15 protein-coding genes are annotated in these 18,091 nt (G+C 57.7%); 4 read left to right on the top strand and 11 right to left on the bottom strand.

What is annotated here, in order from left to right; translation table 11 throughout:
- Positions 1 to 25 precede the first annotated feature (25 nt).
- Positions 26 to 739, top strand: a complete 714-nt coding sequence (gene sanA / locus G6041_RS01840) for an outer membrane permeability protein SanA (RefSeq protein WP_004387784.1) — start codon at positions 26 to 28, stop codon at positions 737 to 739.
- A gap of 715 nt (positions 740 to 1,454) precedes the next feature.
- Here sanA and mglC read toward each other — a convergent pair.
- From mglC to G6041_RS01805, 7 genes are all read right to left on the bottom strand, one after another.
- On the bottom strand, positions 1,455 to 2,465 hold the full coding sequence (gene mglC / locus G6041_RS01835; protein ID WP_004387466.1) for a galactose/methyl galactoside ABC transporter permease MglC: 1,011 nt from the start codon (positions 2,463 to 2,465) through the stop codon (positions 1,455 to 1,457).
- Between the two features lie 15 nt (positions 2,466 to 2,480).
- Entirely contained in the window at positions 2,481 to 4,001 is a 1,521-nt protein-coding gene (gene mglA / locus G6041_RS01830) for a galactose/methyl galactoside ABC transporter ATP-binding protein MglA (RefSeq protein WP_004387465.1), read from the bottom strand.
- Between the two features lie 81 nt (positions 4,002 to 4,082).
- On the bottom strand, positions 4,083 to 5,081 hold the full coding sequence (gene mglB, locus G6041_RS01825) for a galactose/glucose ABC transporter substrate-binding protein MglB (protein ID WP_004387464.1): 999 nt from the start codon (positions 5,079 to 5,081) through the stop codon (positions 4,083 to 4,085).
- 283 nt (positions 5,082 to 5,364) lie between these two features.
- Positions 5,365 to 6,390: an HTH-type transcriptional regulator GalS gene (gene galS / locus G6041_RS01820; protein ID WP_012124276.1), complete on the bottom strand. Its 1,026-nt coding sequence runs from the start codon at positions 6,388 to 6,390 to the stop codon at positions 5,365 to 5,367.
- Between the two features lie 155 nt (positions 6,391 to 6,545).
- Positions 6,546 to 7,703, bottom strand: a complete 1,158-nt coding sequence (yeiB, locus tag G6041_RS01815) for a DUF418 domain-containing protein YeiB (RefSeq protein WP_012124275.1) — start codon at positions 7,701 to 7,703, stop codon at positions 6,546 to 6,548.
- A gap of 8 nt (positions 7,704 to 7,711) precedes the next feature.
- Positions 7,712 to 8,383: a GTP cyclohydrolase I FolE gene (gene folE, locus G6041_RS01810; RefSeq protein WP_004387461.1), complete on the bottom strand. Its 672-nt coding sequence runs from the start codon at positions 8,381 to 8,383 to the stop codon at positions 7,712 to 7,714.
- 124 nt (positions 8,384 to 8,507) lie between these two features.
- Entirely contained in the window at positions 8,508 to 9,632 is a 1,125-nt protein-coding gene (locus G6041_RS01805) for a YbfB/YjiJ family MFS transporter (RefSeq protein ID WP_004387460.1), read from the bottom strand.
- 123 nt (positions 9,633 to 9,755) lie between these two features.
- Between G6041_RS01805 and fghA the strand changes: the two genes are divergently transcribed.
- Entirely contained in the window at positions 9,756 to 10,586 is an 831-nt protein-coding gene (gene fghA, locus G6041_RS01800) for an S-formylglutathione hydrolase (protein ID WP_041460446.1), read from the top strand.
- A 212-nt stretch (positions 10,587 to 10,798) separates the two neighbouring features.
- Here the strand turns inward: fghA and G6041_RS01795 are convergent, their stop codons facing one another.
- Both G6041_RS01795 and yieE read right to left on the bottom strand, forming a co-directional pair.
- Positions 10,799 to 12,268 carry an amino acid permease gene (locus G6041_RS01795; protein WP_029039354.1) on the bottom strand — a complete coding sequence of 490 codons (1,470 nt, stop codon included), beginning with the start codon at positions 12,266 to 12,268 and terminating at the stop codon, positions 10,799 to 10,801.
- Positions 12,269 to 12,454: 186 nt separating this feature from the next.
- On the bottom strand, positions 12,455 to 13,321 hold the full coding sequence (yieE, locus tag G6041_RS01790) for a DNA-binding transcriptional regulator YeiE (RefSeq protein WP_007851261.1): 867 nt from the start codon (positions 13,319 to 13,321) through the stop codon (positions 12,455 to 12,457).
- Positions 13,322 to 13,438: 117 nt separating this feature from the next.
- On the opposite strand from yieE, the gene G6041_RS01785 reads away from it, so the two are divergent.
- Both G6041_RS01785 and nfo read left to right on the top strand, forming a co-directional pair.
- Complete coding sequence (locus tag G6041_RS01785; RefSeq protein ID WP_041460445.1) at positions 13,439 to 14,488, top strand: YeiH family putative sulfate export transporter; 1,050 nt, start codon at positions 13,439 to 13,441, stop codon at positions 14,486 to 14,488.
- A gap of 74 nt (positions 14,489 to 14,562) precedes the next feature.
- Entirely contained in the window at positions 14,563 to 15,420 is an 858-nt protein-coding gene (gene nfo, locus G6041_RS01780; RefSeq protein ID WP_012124269.1) for a deoxyribonuclease IV, read from the top strand.
- On the opposite strand, the gene G6041_RS01775 is transcribed toward nfo, so the two are convergent.
- Together G6041_RS01775 and fruA are read right to left on the bottom strand one after the other, a co-directional pair.
- Complete coding sequence (locus tag G6041_RS01775; protein WP_041460444.1) at positions 15,421 to 16,251, bottom strand: sugar phosphate isomerase/epimerase family protein; 831 nt, start codon at positions 16,249 to 16,251, stop codon at positions 15,421 to 15,423.
- A gap of 128 nt (positions 16,252 to 16,379) precedes the next feature.
- Positions 16,380 to 18,077 carry a PTS fructose transporter subunit IIBC gene (fruA, locus tag G6041_RS01770; RefSeq protein WP_007869388.1) on the bottom strand — a complete coding sequence of 566 codons (1,698 nt, stop codon included), beginning with the start codon at positions 18,075 to 18,077 and terminating at the stop codon, positions 16,380 to 16,382.
- Between the last annotated feature and the right edge of the window lie 14 nt (positions 18,078 to 18,091).

Here is an 18,091-nt window from a genome sequence, read left to right as displayed (position 1 = left end):
TTTCTGATTGCTTCGAGCTGCCTGAATGTTAAAGCGTTTGTTATACAGCCTGCTGGCCCTGATTGGCGTACTGCTGTTAACGGCGCTGCTCCTTGACCGCTGGATCAGCTGGAAAACCGCGCCTTACGTCTATGACGAGCTACAGGATTTACCGTGGCGTCAGGTAGGCGTGGTGCTGGGCACCGCCAAATATTATCGCACCGGCGTGATTAACCAGTATTACCGCTACCGCATTCAGGGCGCGCTGAACGCCTATAACAGCGGCAAGGTGAATTACCTGCTGTTAAGCGGCGATAATGCCCAGCAGAGCTATAACGAGCCGATGACGATGCGCAAGGATTTGATTGCCGCAGGCGTCGATCCGGCGGATATCGTGCTGGATTACGCGGGTTTCCGCACGCTCGACTCTATCGTGCGCACCCGCCGTGTGTTCGATACCAACGATTTCATCATCATTACCCAGCGTTTCCATTGCGAGCGCGCGCTGTTTATCGCGCTGCATATGGGCATTCAGGCGCAGTGTTACGCCGTGCCGTCGCCGAAAAATATGTTGTCGGTGCGCGTGCGTGAGTTTGGCGCGCGTTTAGGGGCGCTGGCGGATCTTTATATTTTTAAGCGTGAACCGCGTTTCCTCGGCCCGCTGGTGCCCATCCCCGCCCTTAGCGAAGTGCCTGACGACGCGCAGGGTTACCCTGCCGTGACGCCCGAGCAGATGCTGGAATTGCAGAAAAAGAAGTAAGCGTCGCGATGGCAGGTGCGGTGGGTGCGCGATGCTTACCCACCCTACAAATTCCTTTCATCTTTATACCCGGTGGGTGCGCTGGCGCTTACCCACCCTACAAATTCCTTTCATCTTTATACCCGGTGGGTGCGCTGCGCTTACCCACCCTACAAATTCCTTTCATCTTTATACCCGGTGGGTGCGCTGCGCTTACCCACCCTACAAATTCCTTTCATCTTGGTACCCGGTGGGTGCGCTGGCGCTTACTCACTCTACAAATTCCTTTCATCACCGTAGGGCGGGTAAGCGCAGCGCACCCGCCATCCAGTTTTTAATATATCAGGTCGGTGAATTCGTTACGTTCGCCACAATGTCATCCTGATATGTGCGCTTCCCTCACGCGAACGTGCAAAGGGGGATCGCCGCCGCCCCCTTTGCAATCCCGGCTCCCGGCAGAAAATCGCCCCTGCGGGGAAGCCTCGCCTTATTCCCTCCGGCCATGGGTCGGGCAAGACAAAACCTCCCTGTATTGTCATGCCCTCGCACCGGGTCCCTCCGGTGCGCCCCGGCCTGCGGCGAAACAGCGAGGCCGATTTTTTAAGCCGGAGCAAAACCATCATCCTCAACGCTCACTCTGAGTGTAAGGCGGGTAAGCAAAGCGCACCCGCCATCATTCACACTCACCGCCCATAAAAAAGCCCCCGCGTACGGAGGCTTTTTGGCGTAACCGCGCTTATTTCTTACGCGCGTATTTCAGGGAATCCAGGGCGACCGCGAAAATGATAATCGCGCCCTTGATGATGTACTGCCAGTAAGGGTTGATGCCGATATAGGTCAGGCCGTAGTTGATAACGGTGAAGATAATCACACCGGTCACCACGCCAAGCACCGTACCCACGCCGCCGCTGAAGGAGACGCCGCCCACCACACACGCCGCGATGGCGTCGAGCTCATACATAAAGCCCAGATTGTTAGTGGCAGAACCGATACGGCCCGCTTCCAGCATCCCACCGAAGGCGTAGAACACGCCGGAGAGCGCATAAATCATCAGCAGGTTCAGCGCCACGTTCACGCCGGAGACTTTCGCCGCTTCCGGGTTACCGCCGATAGCGAAAATGTTTTTACCAAAGCGGGTTTTATTCCACAGGATCCAGACGAACGCCACGGCAATCAGCGCGTAAAACGTAATGTAGGAAAGCCTGAAACCACCGAGCGCGACAAACCCCTGCGTAAACGTCGAGAAGCCGGAATCGAAGCCGGAAATCGGCGACGCGCCCACGAAGTCGTAATACAGCGAGTTGATACCGTAAACGATGATCATCGTGCCAAGCGTGGTAATAAACGGCGTCACGTTCAGGTACGCAATGATAATGCCGTTTACCAGACCAATCACGGCACCGATAGCGCAGACAATCAGGATCACCAGCGCAATCGGCATGGTCGCCATTTCCGGGAACACTTTGTTGGCGTTTTCCATCGACTGCAGCAGCGTTGCCGCGACCACCGCGGCGAGGCCAACCTGACGCCCTGCGGAAAGGTCAGTCCCCTGGGTGACAATCAACCCTGCCACGCCAAGCGCGATAATAATACGCACCGATGACTGGGTGAGAATATTACTTAAGTTCAACAGGCTTAAAAACGTCGGGTCCTGGAAAATAATAATGGCCAGCAACACTAAAAGAACGACGTAAATACCGCCCTCTTTCAGATAAGTGAGAAAACTCTTCTTATTTAACGCACTCATGAGGAGCCCCTGATATTAAAGGTGCAAAGACGCAAGACGCAGAATTTCATTTTGCGTCGTCGTTTTGGTGTCAACAATTCCGGAGACGAGGCCATTGCTCATTACCAGAATACGGTCAGTTATCCCTAACAGCTCAGGCATTTCTGAGGAGATAATAATGATCCCCTTACCCTTTTTCGCCAGTTCAGCAATAAGCTGGTAGATTTCAAATTTCGCGCCTACGTCGATGCCGCGCGTCGGCTCATCGAGCATTAATATTTCCGGCTGGGTGAGCAGCCAGCGCCCGATGATCACTTTTTGCTGGTTACCGCCGGAAAGCGAACCAATTTGTGTGCGATGACCCGGCGTTTTAACACGCATTGAGTCAATCACCCACTGGGTATCGCTTTTCATGCGGGAATTATCCAGCAAGCCGATTTTGCTTTTATAGTTGCGAATATTGGAAATCAGGGAGTTAAAACCGATATCCAGATAAGCGTAGATCCCCGTTGAGCGGCGCTCCTCGGTCACCAGCGCAAAGCCGTTATTAATGGCCTCATTGGCGCTATGGTTATTGATCTTTTTACCGTGCAGACTAATGGTACCGCCAGATTTCTCGCGAATACCAAATAACGTTTCCACAATATCCGTGCGCTTCGCGCCCACCAGACCGGCAATACCCAGGATCTCGCCTTTATGCAGATCAAAGGAGACATCACGAATAGAGGGCTGGCGCAGCGAGGTCAGATTGCGCACTTCAAGGATCACTTCACCGGGTTTGTTTTCACGATCCGGGAAGCGCTGGTTGAGAGAACGCCCAACCATCATGGCGATGATCTTATCCATATCCAGCCCTTCCAGCGACTGGGTGGCGATCCACTGGCCATCGCGCAGGATAGTGATTTCATCGCACAACTGGAAAATCTCTTCCATTTTGTGGGAAATATAAACAATACCGCAGCCGCGTTCTTTCAGCTTACGGATAATCTTAAAGAGATGATTAACTTCTTTCTCCGTCAGAGAAGACGTCGGTTCATCCATGATGACGATTTTCGCGTCGTAGGAGAACGCTTTGGCGATTTCAATCATCTGCATCTGCGATACAGAAAGCGTACCCACGCGAGCTTTAGGGTCGATATCAATATCGAGCTCGTCGAAAATCGCTTTGGTATCAAGATACATTTTTTCCTGGTCAACAAACATGCCTTTGGTCGGATAACGGCCAAGCCACATGTTGTCCATGACGGAACGTTGTAATACCAGGTTTAATTCCTGATGCACCATCGATATTCCATTCTCCAGCGCCTCTTTGGCCGAATGGAAATCAATTTCTTTCCCCTGGAAAAGAATACTGCCGGAATCTTTTTGATAGATCCCGAAAAGACATTTTAATAACGTTGATTTGCCCGCGCCATTCTCACCCATCAGAGCATGAATAGAATGAGGACGAACTTTTAAATTAACGTTATCGAGTGCCTTAACGCCCGGAAAACTCTTGTTGATATTCGTCATTTCCAACAAGTATTCGCCTGACGACTGCGTATTATTGCTGACCATATTTATACCTGGCTGCGAGTGTGTTGGCTGAGCATGGCACGCTAAAGGGGGCGCAAAATGCGCCCCGTAAATACATTGCAATTATTTTTTGCTGGTGATTTCCGCCAGGTTGTCTTTATCAACGCCGACATAAGGAATACGCACCACTTTGTTTTCAATTTTCCAGTCAGTGCCGTCTGCCGCGCCTTTACCTGCGGCCAGATTTTTAGCAAGGTCGAAGGTCGCTTTCGCCTGGTTGTTGGCATCGTTCAGCACGGTACCGGCCAGCGCGCCAGATTTCACCAGCGCCAGCGCTTCAGGCAGCGCATCCACACCGAAGACCGGAATAGATGATTTGTTGTGCGCTTTCAGCGCTTCTACCGCACCCATCGCCATGGCGTCGTTGTTCGCGATAACCACTTCGATTTTGTTAGCGTTCGGGCCAGAGAGCCAGGCATCCATTTTATCTTTCGCCTGAGCGGTATCCCACATTGCGGTATCCAGCTGCAGCTGCTCGGTTTTAATGCCTTTGTCGTTCAGCTCTTTGATAACGTAAGTGGTACGCGCTTCAGCATCCGGGTGGCCCGGCTCGCCCTTCAGCAGGACGTACTGGATCTGGCCATCTTTGTTCAGATCCCAGCCCGCGTTTGCTTTCCAGTGCTTGGCAATCAGATCGCCCTGGATAATGCCGGATTCTTTGGAGTCGGTGCCCACGTAATAGGCTTTGTCATAGCTGTCCAGCGCTTTGCGGGACGGCTCTTTGTTAAAGAACACGATGGGGATGTTCTGACCGCGCGCTTTTTCGATAACAGTGCCTGCGGCCGCCGGGTCAACCAGGTTGATCGCCAGAGATTTCACGCCTTTTGCCAGCAGCACATCAATCTGATCGTTCTGCTTGGACTGGTCGTTCTGGGAGTCGTTCATCAGCAGCTGAACGTCAGGCGAAGCGGAAGCGTCTTTTTCAATTGCCTTGCGCACGACAGACATAAAGTTGTCGTCGTATTTATAAATGGTTACGCCAATACGGTCGGCTGCCTGAGCCGCGGTGCCAAAAAGCATGCAGGACATAACGGCAGAGAGGGTCAACACCTTCTTATTCATGGTATCTCCGGTTTTTATGCAGGGTAGCAATCGTGAAAAACGGGCGGCAGGACGGTAAGGAGAAAAACCTTACTGAATGCCGAAGTTCACTAATAAAAAACACTTCCTTGCTCGGTAATGCTTCCAGTAAAGCTTTTTTATCGTTCAGGGGCGGCAGATAACGTCAGTGTTAAATCGCCGTTACATAAAGTTTCAGGCCCATGAGACGCCGTCATCATAGTCAGCGCAATGTTAATATACTGTGAATTTACTCACAGATTGAAAGCGGTTACATCACGCGCATTTATAAACTAGTGATCGGCTCCACATTTTGCCGCGCCGCGACGGAATGACGACGCACCAGCGTAGGCATAAAACAGTGGGTAGCCGTCGGATCCAGCGCTCCTGCGGCCCCCTGTAGCGCCAGTTCAGTGGCGAGACGCGCCATGGAGACCACCGGATAACGCACGGTGGTCAGTTGCGGATCGGTGTAACGGGCAATCGGGATATCATCGAAACCAATGACTGACAGATGCTGCGGCACCAGAATGCCGTTATCTTTCAGCGCCGTCAGCGCGCCTGCCGCCATGCTGTCGTTGTAAGCAAACACGGCGGTGAGATGCAGATTGCGGCCTAAGAGTTCAACCATCGCCGTCTCGCCGCCCTGCATATCCGGGCTACCGGTGCCGACCCAGGCCTCCGGCGGCTGAACGCCTTCATCGGCCAGCGCCCGCTGCCACCCTTCGCGGCGTTTGTCGTTATCATCAATCTGGTGGCTGGAGGCGAGATAGCCGATGCGCTGATGGCCGCTGCTTTGCAGCATGCGCGTCGCCATCATCGCGCCGGTGACGTTATCAAGCCCGACGCAGCGATGCGCGTAACCCGGCACGATGCGGTTAATCAACACCATGCCCGGCACCTGTTCAAGAAAAGCGGCAAGCTCCTCGTCGCAAAGCGATTTGGCGTGCACGATAAGCGCGCTGCAACGCTGGCGGATCAACACTTCAATGGCGTGGCGCTCTTTTTCCGCCTCGTGATAGCTGTTGCCGATAAGCACATATTTGCCGTGCTGCTGCGCCACCACATCGACGGCTTTCACCAGCGCGCCGAAGAACGGATCGGAGACGTCCATCACCACCACGCCTATCGTATCGCTGACCTGAGTGGCCAGCGCCTGGGCGTTCGCGTTCGGGCGGTAACCAAGCTGCGTGACCGCCTGCATGACGGTTTCACGCGTTTCCGGGCTGACCAGCGCGCTGTTATTGAGAACGCGGGAGACCGTCGCAACAGAGACCCCTGCCAGACGGGCAACGTCACGAATGGTGATCATGGCGACCACCCTGAAGAGCTGAAATGCGTCTCACAGAAACCCCCTGTGTTAAGTCAGGTGGCTATTCTGGCAGTGCGCCTGAACGCGCTGCGTGAAGCGCATCACAGCGCTGGAAACGGTTACATACGATTTGTTAACGATTGTGATCCAGATCGTTATCTGGATGATACAGATTGCGGTGCGCCTGCGGCGAGACGTGTCAGACGCCGCCATAGCCACTCCAGCGGCCCCTGGCGGAAATAACGCAGCCACAGCACAGAGAACGCGAGATTAACGGCCCAGACCGCCGGAACAAACGCCAGCAGCGAGAGCCGGTCAAACTGCATAAACAGGCCGAAGCGGTTGAAGAGCGTCGTGCAGATAAGACTTTGCAGCAGATAGTTAGTGAGCGCCATACGCCCGACGCAGGCTACGGCGGTCATCAGTTTCAGGCGCGCCAGACACGGCCAGTAACCGAAAACCAGCGCCGTATAGCCGAGCGCCTGCAGCGGCGCGCCCAGTTCGCGCGGTGCCTGAAGCAGAAACGCGCACCAGCGGTAATCCCAGCCGAGATGCCACTGCACGACTATCGCGGGCAGGTTAATCAGCACGCCCAGCGCCACCAGCCCGAAACCGGTGCGCCGGTAGTGGCGCAGACTGAATTCGCCGCGCAACCAGCCGCTGCGCATCAGCGCCGCGCCGGTCAGCATCATGCCCGCGAGCTGCCAGCCATACTGCGCGCCGAGCGCCAGCAGCATGGAGGAGAGCAGATCGAGGCGGCTGCGCACGGCCTCCATGCCCCCTTCCAGACGCCAGAATTTTTCATAGAAGAGATCGGCCGCCTGCGGCGTCCAGGAGCGGCTCATGTGCTCGCCGGATATCATGCCGAGCAGCAACAGCACCGCAATCCCGATGAGATAAAGCACCACGCCGGTTTTAAACAGCGATTTAACGCTCGGGGCGTCGCGCACCATGCGCCAGCAGATGAGCCCTACCAGCCCGTACGCCAGCAGAATATCGCCATCCCAGATGAAAATGGCGTGTACAAAACCGAGCAGCGCCAGCAGCGTAAGCCTTGCCTGGATCCAGCGTTTACCGCGCGGCAGCAGCATTTGCAGACCAGCCCCGAACAGCAGCGCGAACAGCGTGAGGAATTTGACCTGGGCGAAGAGATCGAGCAGCGCCCATGTCCAGGCGTCGCGGGAGGTGATATCGCCATACCAGGCGGGGTTGAGATAGGCCGCCTTCGGGAGCCCAAAGGCGGTAATGTTAAGCAGAAGGATGCCGAGGATCGCCAGACCGCGTACCGCGTCGAGGGTGATATTTCTCGTCATCCTGGGTTTTAGCCGTTGTGGTGACGCACGGCGCGCAGAAATTCCTGGCGCGTGTTCTGGCTGGATTTAAACAGCCCGCCGAGCGAGGTCGTGGTGGTCGCGCTGGTGGCGTCGCGGATGCCGCGCGCTTTCACGCAGTAATGCACCGCGTCGATGGAGACCGCCACGTTGTTCGTGCCAAGCAGCGTTTGCAGTGCCACCAGTACCTGCTGCGTCAGTCGCTCCTGCACCTGCGGACGCTGGGCGAAAAACTGCACGATGCGGTTGATTTTTGAAAGGCCGATCACCGCGTCTTTCGGGATATACGCGACGGTCGCTTTACCGTCGATGGTCACAAAGTGATGTTCGCAGGTGCTGGTCAGGGTGATGTCGCGCACCGTGACCATTTCATCCACCTTCATTTTGTTCTCAATAACGGTAATCTTCGGGAAATTGGCGTAATCGAGGCCGGAGAAAATCTCATCCACATACATCTTGGCGATGCGATGCGGCGTTTCCATCAGGCTGTCATCGCTCAGATCCAGATTAAGCAGCTGCATGATTTCGGTCATATGACCGGCGATAAGGCGCTTGCGGGTTTCGTTATCCAGCTCGTTGACCGGCGGACGCAGTGGCGTCTCCAGACCGCGCGCGACCAGCGCTTCATGAACCAGGGCCGCTTCTTTACTGAGTGATGGCATCGTTATTTTCTCCTGCAGGTGTAACCAGACTCTGCCCGGCCGGGGCGGAGCGTGGCTCATTGTGCGTGAGCTAACGCACATAATCCAGTGGCCGGGGCGAAATTGTTGAAATCGTCGCAGCCTTTCAGGCTCGCCGGAAGACCAGCGCGCCGCCGATAAACAGCGCCACGCCCGCGAGCCACAACGCGGGCTCAAGCTGGCCGGTGAAGTGGCTTGAGAGCGCTGAAGTGACCGGCCCGACAAGCTGCCCTATCGCATAACCGGTAGTCAACAGGCCTGCGAGATAGCGGGTGTGCGACGGTGCCAGCTCGCGCCCGCACTGCAAAGAAAGCTGCACCGCGCACAGGAAACCGCCGCCCACGAGAAGTGAGCCGATCACAAGCCCTGATAATCCCGGCAGCAGCGCCGCCGCCAGTACGCCGAGGCCCTGGAGCCAGAGGACAATCGCGAGGCGCTGCGATGCCGTACCGCGCGTTCGCCAGAGAATACTGAGCGCAATGCCCACAACCGACGCCGCGCCGAACACCGGCCAGACGAACTGCGCGAACAGGCTGCCGGGAAAGCGCGCCGCCGCCATCTGCGATAAAAACGTGGCGGGCAGAATATAGCCGTAGCCTGCGAGACTATAGCTCCAGACCAGTCTTTTGAGCGCGGGCGTCAGTTCGAGCGGCGCGGGCGGCGTATCCGCCCGGTGCAGCTCGCCTTTGCGGGGTAAATAACGGGCGATAAGCGCAATCAGCGCGAACGCCAGCGTGCCGTAAATCACCCAGCCCTGTGCGGCGCTGAGCGCTGCGCCGTGGATCCAGACCGCCAGCAGGCCGCTGATAGTGATACCAACGCCAGGGCCTGCGAAGACCGCCGCGCTTAAGCCAGGCCTGCCGTGGTGGGCGAGCTGTTCGTTAGTCCAGCCTGCGGCCATCACCAGCGCCCAGCCGCTCATGCAGCCAATCACGAAGCGCACCACGCCGTGCGACCACGGGCCGTCTGCCAGCGCGGAAACGAGCGTCAGCAGCACCGCGCCCCAGACGCCCATATGCAGCCGGTATTCGACATGGCGATGCGCGCGCATGGCATCCCACGCACCCACCAGATAGCCAAGATAGTTGGCGGCGGCCACAAGCCCCGCAGTGGTCAGCGTCAGCTCACCTTCGCCCACCATAAGCGGCACCTGGGGCGTGAACGCGAACCGCCCTATTCCCATTGCCACCACCAGTGCCAGAAAGCCGGTTAATGCAATACGCAGCGCCACGCCGCCTCCATTTGTTAAAATAAAGTTATCAATATGATGCGCTATGATCCCGGCCCGGTGAAGTGAAACTTGCTCACCTGACGGTTAGACTGCACTATCCGGGTTTGAACAAAAGGAGCCCCTATGGAACTGCTCGAAGAACACCGCTGTTTTGGCGGTTTACAACAGCGCTGGCGTCACGACTCCCGCGTGCTTAACTGCCCGATGACCTTCAGCATCTATCTTCCGCCCGACGCGCAGACCCCGCCGCCGGTGGTGTGGTGGCTGTCCGGGCTGACCTGCAGCGATGAGAATTTCACTACCAAAGCGGGCGCGCAGCGGGTCGCTGCTGAGCTGGGACTGGCGCTGGTGATGCCGGATACCAGTCCGCGTGGCGACGCGGTGGCGGATGACGCCGGTTACGATCTCGGCAAAGGCGCGGGCTTTTACCTGAACGCCACCGAGACGCCGTGGGCCGCGCATTACCGGATGTTTGATTATCTGAGCGAGGAGTTACCGCAGGTGCTGGCGGAAAACTTTACGCTGGCACCGAAAGCGGCGATTAGCGGGCATTCGATGGGCGGCCACGGGGCGCTTATCATGGCGCTGAAAAATCCGGGGCGTTTTAGCTCGGTGTCGGCGTTTGCGCCTATTGTGAACCCGGCCGGGGTGCCGTGGGGCAAAAAAGCGTTCGCGGCGTATCTGGGTGATGACGAAAATCTGTGGCGCGCGTGGGACAGCTGCGCGCTGATGGAGCAGGCGTCTGCGGAAAACGCGATCTCGACGCTTATCGATCAGGGCGACAATGATCCGTTTTTCGGCGAGCAGCTTCAGCCGGAGCGGCTTGACGAAGCCGCGCGCAAGGCGGGCTGGCCGTTAACGTTGCGTATGCAGCCGGGTTACGACCACAGTTATTATTTTATCGCCACGTTTATTGAAGAGCATTTGCGTTTCCACGCGCAGCATCTGCGTTAACAGAGTGTGGTGGGTGTGATTCAAAGGTCGTAATGCGGTACGCGGTGGGTGCGCTGCGCTTACCCACCCTACTATATAAGAGCAATGGCGGGTGCGCTTTGCTTACCCCCCTACGATAAAGGTGCGACAGGTATGTAGGGCGGATAAGCGCAGCGCACCCGCCGTCCCCCAGAAAAACCCCATAAAAAAGGGCGCTTTACGCGCCCTTTTCTTTATTTCTTCAGATGTTCAGGGAATTCCATATCGCGGTAACGCACGAAACGGGAGCCCTTCACCAGCTTGTAACCAAACCAGATAATCAGGAACAGCGGAATGCCAATATAGGTGGCCGCAACGGCTGCCCAGTCAATGGTGTCCGCAAGGAACGCCTGATAGTTCTGGCCGAGCGTAATAATCAGGCACAGCACAAAGGCGAAAATCGGGCCCAGCGGGAAGAAGCCGGAACGATACGGCAGATCGTTAATGTCATTGCCCTGCAACACATAGCCGCGACGGAAACGGTAATGGCTGATGGCGATACCCAACCAGGCGATAAAGCCCGTCATCCCGGAGGTGTTCAGCAGCCACAGATAGACCGTCTGGTTGCCAAACATTGACGTCAGGAAGCACAGACCAGCGATAACCGTCGTCGCATACAGCGCGTTGCGCGGCACGCCGCCTTTCGACAGCTTCGCGAAAATGCGCGGCGCTTTGCCGTCGCAGGCGAGCGTATAGAGCATACGCGTGGAAGCATACATCCCGGAGTTACCCGCAGACAGCACCGCCGTCAGGATCACCGCATTCATAATCGCCGCCGCGCCCAGCAGACCGGCGTGCTGGAACACCAGCGTAAACGGACTGACGCTGATATCTTTCACGTCGTTACGCAAAAGGCTCGGATCGGTGTACGGAATAATCAGGCTGATTATCAGAATTGCGAACACATAGAACAGCAGGATACGCCAGAACACCTGACGCACCGCGCGCGGAATGTTTTTCTCCGGCTCCTCTGATTCACCCGCCGCGATACCGATAAGCTCGGTGCCCTGGAAGGAGAAGCCGACAATCATCGCCACGCCTATCATCGCCGAGAAACCGCCCGCGAACGGCGCGTCGCCGATAGCCCAGTTGCTCCAGCCGGCCGGCGCTGCCCCTTTGAAAATCCCGACGATCATCGCGACGCCCACCAGGATAAAAATAATCACGGTGGCGACTTTGATTAAAGAGAACCAATATTCCGCTTCGCCGAAGCCTTTCACGGAGATGACGTTCAGCAGGAACATGATGCCGAGGAACAGCGCGCTCCAGATCCAGCCGGGCGTGTCCGGGAACCAGTAGCTCATCACCAGCTGTGATGCCACCAGGTCAACCGCGATGGTCACCGCCCAGTTGTACCAGTAGTTCCAGCCGAGCGCGAAGCCGAAGCCTTCTTCGACATATTTCTGGCCGTAAGTGGAAAACGAGCCGGAGACCGGCATATAGGCTGCCAGCTCGCCGAGGCTCGTCATCAGGAAATAGACCATCAGACCGATGAGAATATAGGACAACAGCGCGCCACCCGGGCCCGCCTGAGAAATGGTCGCACCGGAAGCGACAAAAAGCCCTGTGCCGATGGAGCCGCCAATGGCGATCATGGTCAGGTGGCGCGCCTTCAGTTCGCGACGCAGCCCAGGCGCTTGTGTGGTTTTAGATTCGGAAACCATATAAAAATAATGCCCATCCATCAAAAGAGGCGCGATTGTAGCAGAGTTGCCGCTAAGCGCCTGGTGGAAATACGCGGTTATAAGAGAGCTTCATGATCGCTCGAGGATTATAAGTAAAGCAGCGAATCGGGGCGTTGAGAGGAAAAAAACTGATGATGAGCGCGCCGTGTGACGCGCTCCGCGAAATCAGAGTTCGCAATAGCGCAAAAAACGCGCCAGCGCGCTGGAGAGATGTTTTTGTCGGTGATGAATGCGGTAAAGCGTGCGCACCAGCGGCGGCAGCGGCACTTTCACTTCTACCAGCGAGCCGGTTTCCAGCTGCTCGGCGATCACCCGTCGCGACAGGCAGCTCACGCCAAGCCCGTGGCGCACCGCGTGTTTAATCGCTTCCGAGTTGCCAAGCTCCATGCTGAGGCGAAACTGCGGCAAATGTGACAGCAGCAGATAATCGACAATTTCGCGCGTGCCGGAGCCTTTCTCGCGCAAAATCCACGGCATGGCGGCGAGCCGTTCCAGCGTCACTTCGCCTTCCAGCAAGGGGCTTGCGGGCGAGGCGAACACCACCAGTTCATCCTCAAGCCACGGCTGCGCCACGATTTCTGCCATATGGCACGGCCCTTCGATAAGCCCGATATCCACGCGAAAATCGCACACCGCCTGCACCACGTCGAGACTGTTGCCGACGCTCATCTCCAGCGGCAGATCCGGAAAGTCGCGGCGATAGCGGGCAATGATTTCCGGCAGAATATAGTTGCCGATGGTGCTACTGGCGTAAACGCGGATAGCGCCATTGTCGTTGCGAAACAGCCGCTCGATTTCGCCCGCCTGCTCCAGCAGCGCCACGGTGCGCGGATATAACAGCCGCCCGTGTTCATTGACAACCAGCCGCTTGCCGACGCGGTCAAAAAGCTGCACGCCGAGCTGGCCTTCCAGATCGGTGAGCGCCGCGCTGACGGCGGACTGAGAGAGGGACAACATCTGAGAGGCCTGGGTCGTCGAACCACTTTTCAGGACTTCGGCGAACACTTCCAGCTGGCGTAAGGTGATGTGCATGATGACCTCGTGCGAACGCAACCGTGCTTACCACTTATTAAGATTAATTATAAATATATAATCAATTTTAATTTTATACCAGAACGGCATAAGCTTATTCCATAACAGGAGGACGCGATGACCACACTGACTTATTCTGAACGCCATCATGGGCTTATGCATTTCTTGCCGGGTCTGGCGCTGACCGGTTTACTCACCGCCGCCGCTATCTGGATCGGCGCGATTCCGGCCGTAGGTAACGCGGGTTTCAGCGCGCTGACCGTGGCCATTCTCGGCGGGATGATTATCGGCAATACGCTGTACCCGAAAATCCATACCCACTGCGACGGCGGCGTGCTGTTCGCCAAACAGCATTTGCTGCGCCTGGGCATTATTCTGTACGGGTTTCGTCTCACCTTCTGGCAGATAGCCGATGTGGGTGCCAGCGGCATTCTGGTGGACATCCTGACGCTCGCCAGCACCTTTACCCTCGCCTGCTGGCTCGGGCAGAAAGTGTTCAAGCTTGACCGTGAAACCAGCTGGCTGATTGGCGCGGGTAGCAGCATCTGCGGTGCCGCCGCAGTGCTGGCGACCGAGCCGGTGGTGAAAGCGCAGGCGAGCAAAGTCACCGTGGCGGTCGCAACGGTCGTGATTTTCGGTACGCTCGCGATTTTTGTCTACCCGCTGCTGTGGCCGTGGCTTGCGCCGTGGTTTAGCGAACAGACGTTTGGCGTGTATATCGGCTCAACGGTGCATGAAGTGGCGCAGGTGGTCGCGGCAGGCCATGCGGTCAGCGCGGACACCGAAAACGCGGCGGTGATTGCCAAAATGCTCCGCGTGATGATGCTGGCTCCGTTCCTTCTGCTGCTGGCAGGCCGGGTAAAACAGCTCTCTCCACGCAATGGCGAGAAAGCGGGCAAGATTACCATTCCGTGGTTCGCCCTGCTGTTTATTGTGGTCGCGGCGTTTAACTCCCTGCATCTGCTGCCGCAGGCGGTCGTGCAGACGCTGGTGGCGCTCGACACCATTCTGCTGGCGATGGCGATGGCGGCGCTCGGCCTGACGACCCACGTCAGCGCGCTGAAAAATGCTGGTGTGCGTCCGCTACTGATGGCGCTGGTGCTCTTCGTCTGGCTGATTGTGGGCGGTGGCGCGATTAATCTCGCGGTCACGCATCTGCTGGCATAAAGCGGCACGCCTTTCCCTGCTCTGTCCGCTATGATAAAACGTTCCCCCTTTTGCGGGTATGACAGGAGAAAACGATGAAGTTTATAGGCGCGCACGTCAGCGCATCGGGCGGGGTGGCGAACGCCCCGGCCCGCGCGGCGGAAATTGGCGCGACAGCCTTTGCGCTGTTTACCAAAAACCAGCGCCAGTGGCGCGCGGCGGCGCTGACGCCTGCCGTCATCGACGAGTTCAAAGCCGCCTGCCGCAAGCATGGCTACGGCCCCGGTCAGATTCTGCCGCACGACAGTTTTCTGATTAACTTAGGCCACCCGGAGCCGGAAGCGCTGGAGAAATCCCGCGCGGCGTTTATCGACGAGCTGGCGCGCTGCGCGCAACTCGGCCTGACGCTGCTGAACTTCCACCCCGGCAGCCACCTTCAGCAGTTAAGCGAAGAGGCCTGTTTGTCGCGCATCGCCGAGTCGGTGAATATCGCGCTCGATAAAACCGAAGGCGTGACGGCGGTGATTGAAAACACCGCAGGTCAGGGCAGTAACCTCGGTTTCCGCTTTGAGCATCTGGCGGCGATTATCGATCAGGTGGAAGACAAATCCCGCGTCGGCGTGTGCATTGATACCTGCCACGCCTTCGCCGCGGGTTACGATCTGCGCACCGAAGAAGACTGCGAGAAAACCTTCGCCGAATTCGACCGCATCGTCGGCTTTCAGTATCTGCGCGGGATGCACCTCAATGACGCCAAAAGTACTTTCGCAAGCCGCGTCGACCGTCACCACAGCCTGGGCGAAGGTAATATCGGCTTTACGCCGTTTCGCTGGATCATGCAGCAGTCGCATTTCGACAACATTCCGCTGATTCTGGAAACCATTAATCCCGATATCTGGAATGAAGAAATCGCCTGGCTGAAGGCCCAGCAAACGGGCGGCGCGCAGGCGTAATTACGCCTCTCCCTCGCGGTGCGGCGCTTCAAGCTGCGCCGCAAGCCAGTTCAGCGAGGCCAACCCGGCGCGGGCGCTCTCTTCGGCGGGTGCCTGCTGCCACGCATCGCTGAACACCTCAAGCGACCACGGCCCCTGATATCCGCTCGCCATTAATGTGCGCGCGAAATCCACCACCGGCAGGCTGCCTTCGCCCGGATACGCGCGAAAGTGGCGGCTCCACGCCTCCAGCGGTAAATTTTTGCGCGGCGCATCGGCGAACTGCGTAAAGAAGATTTTCTCAGGCGCAATGCCCTTAAGCGCCAGCGTATCTCCGCGCGCCAGCACGTGAAAGCTGTCTAACACCAGGCCGAGCGCCGGATGATCCACCGCGTTCACCCGCTCCCAGGCCTGCGTGTAGCGGTTCACATGGCGGCCCCAGGCGAGCGCCTCATACCCCACCCGTGCGTCAAACTCTGCGGCAATTTCCGCAAGGCGCGCTAAATCCTCCGTCTGCCGCGCCGGATCGGCGCTGCTGTCCGCCTCCAGATTGCTGCACGCCAGTAGACTGCGGCAGCCCATTTCGCGCATCGTCTCAAACGTGCGGTACGCGCGCTCGCGCGTTTGCGGCCACGCCTCAGCCGGCACGCCGTCAACGTTACGCAGCGGCTGATAAAGAAAAATGGTTAAGCCCAGCTCCCGGCACAGCGTAGCCAGCCGCGCCGGGCTTTCGCCCCACTCCGTGAAATCGGGTTCGAATATCTCGACGCCGTCGAAACCGGCCTGCGCGATGGCGCGCAGCTTTTCCGGCAGGGTTCCGGCGACACACAGCGTGGCGATTGAGCGCAGCACAGCGTCCTCCTTTAAGCGATACAAAGAGTTAAGTGTTGACGCAAATGGCGCAGAGGGCAAAAAAGACGTGTAACGGGGAATACAGAGGGGGATAAAAAACTCCCTGCCGGAGCAGGGAGTTATCAGCATCAGGCCGCTTTCGCCGCCAGTTCGCTTTCCGGACGTTTCAGGAAGGCATACACCAGACCCGCCAGCAGCGAACCTGCTACGATGGCGAGCAGGTAGCCCAGCACCGGGCTGATAGCGCCTGGGATCAGCAGGACGAACAGACCGCCGTGCGGCGCCATCAGTTTCGCACCAATCGCCATGGAGATAGCGCCAGTCAGCGCACCGCCCACGATACAGCACGGGATCACACGCATCGGGTCACGCGCTGCGAACGGGATAGCGCCTTCGGAGATAAAGCACAGGCCCAGCACCAGCGCCGCTTTGCCGCCCTCCTGCTGGCCTTTGTCGAATTTACGACGCGCCACCAGGGTAGCGATACCCATCGCCAGCGGCGGAACCATACCGGCCGCCATAATTGCCGCCATCGGCGCATAGACCTGAGAACTCAGCAGCCCCACGCCAAACGCATACGCCGCTTTGTTCACCGGGCCGCCCATATCGGTACACATCATGGCACCGAGGATAGCGCCCAGCAGGACGGCGTTCGCCGTACCCATGCCCTGCAGCCATGCGGTCAGGCCCGCCAGGATTTTAGCCACCGGCGTACCGATCACGTAAATCATCGCCAGACCCACAATCAGGCTGGAGAACAGCGGAATGATAAGGATTGGCTTCAGCGCCTCCATGCTCTGCGGCAGCTTCACTTTGCCGCTGATGGCTTTCGCCACGTAACCGGCCAGGAAACCCGCGATGATGCCGCCGATAAAGCCGGAACCGGTGCTGACCGCCAGCATACCGCCGATAAGACCCGGCGTGAGGCCCGGACGGTCGGCGATGGAGAACGCGATATAACCGGCCAGTACCGGCACCATCAGGGCGAACGCAGAGCCGCCGCCGATTTTCATCAGCGCTGCCGCCAGCGTCCCTTCCTGTTTAAAGGCTTCGATGCCGAACACAAACGAGAGCGCAATCAGCAGACCACCTGCCACCACCATTGGCAGCATATAGGAGACGCCGGTCAGCAGATGACGGTACGGACCCGCGCCGCCCTGCTCTTTTTTATCGGTCGCCACAGTGCCAGCGCCTGCTGGCTGATACGGTTTGGCTTCCGCCACCGCTTTGTCGAATTCCTGCGCGGTTTTCTTCAGCGCCAGACCCGTTGAGGTGCGATACATCGGTTTCCCGGCGAATTTCGCCAGATCCACTTCGATGTCCGCCGCCACGATGACCAGATCCGCCTGCGCCACTTCTTCCGGCGTAATCGCATTACCCGCGCCGACAGAGCCGCGCGTTTCCACTTTCACCCACCAGCCGCGTTTTTTGGCTTCGGTTTCAATCGCTTCCGCCGCCATAAAGGTGTGCGCCACGCCGGTCGGGCAAGCCGTGACCGCCACAATGCGTTTCGGGCCGCTGGCGTTTACGCTTGCCGCAGGCGCGGCGGCGACAGGCGCGGTATACGCCTTCGCATTCGATTTCGCTTCGCTTAAAAACAGCTCCGGGTGCGCCACGGCGCGATTAATATCGCCGAGGTAAACCTTTTTGCCATTCAGGGATGCGTCTGCCGGTACGGCACTGCCGATAACAATCGCCAGTTCCGCATCGTTCGGGTTATCGGTTAATTCCAGCTGTGCTTTTTGCGCGGCGGCACCAAGCAGCGTTTTCGCCATATAAGCGCGGGCCTGTCCACACCCGGGCTCGATAATCAGCAGCGTTTTCATTATGCCTCTCCTGC

Origin of the sequence: Cronobacter sp. HA18003, assembly GCF_011605905.1 — a bacterium.
In the GTDB taxonomy this organism is placed as follows: Bacteria; Pseudomonadota; Gammaproteobacteria; order Enterobacterales; family Enterobacteriaceae; genus Cronobacter; species Cronobacter sakazakii.
Note: the sequence above shows the minus strand (reverse complement) of the source record. Positions and strands in the feature narration are given on the sequence as shown.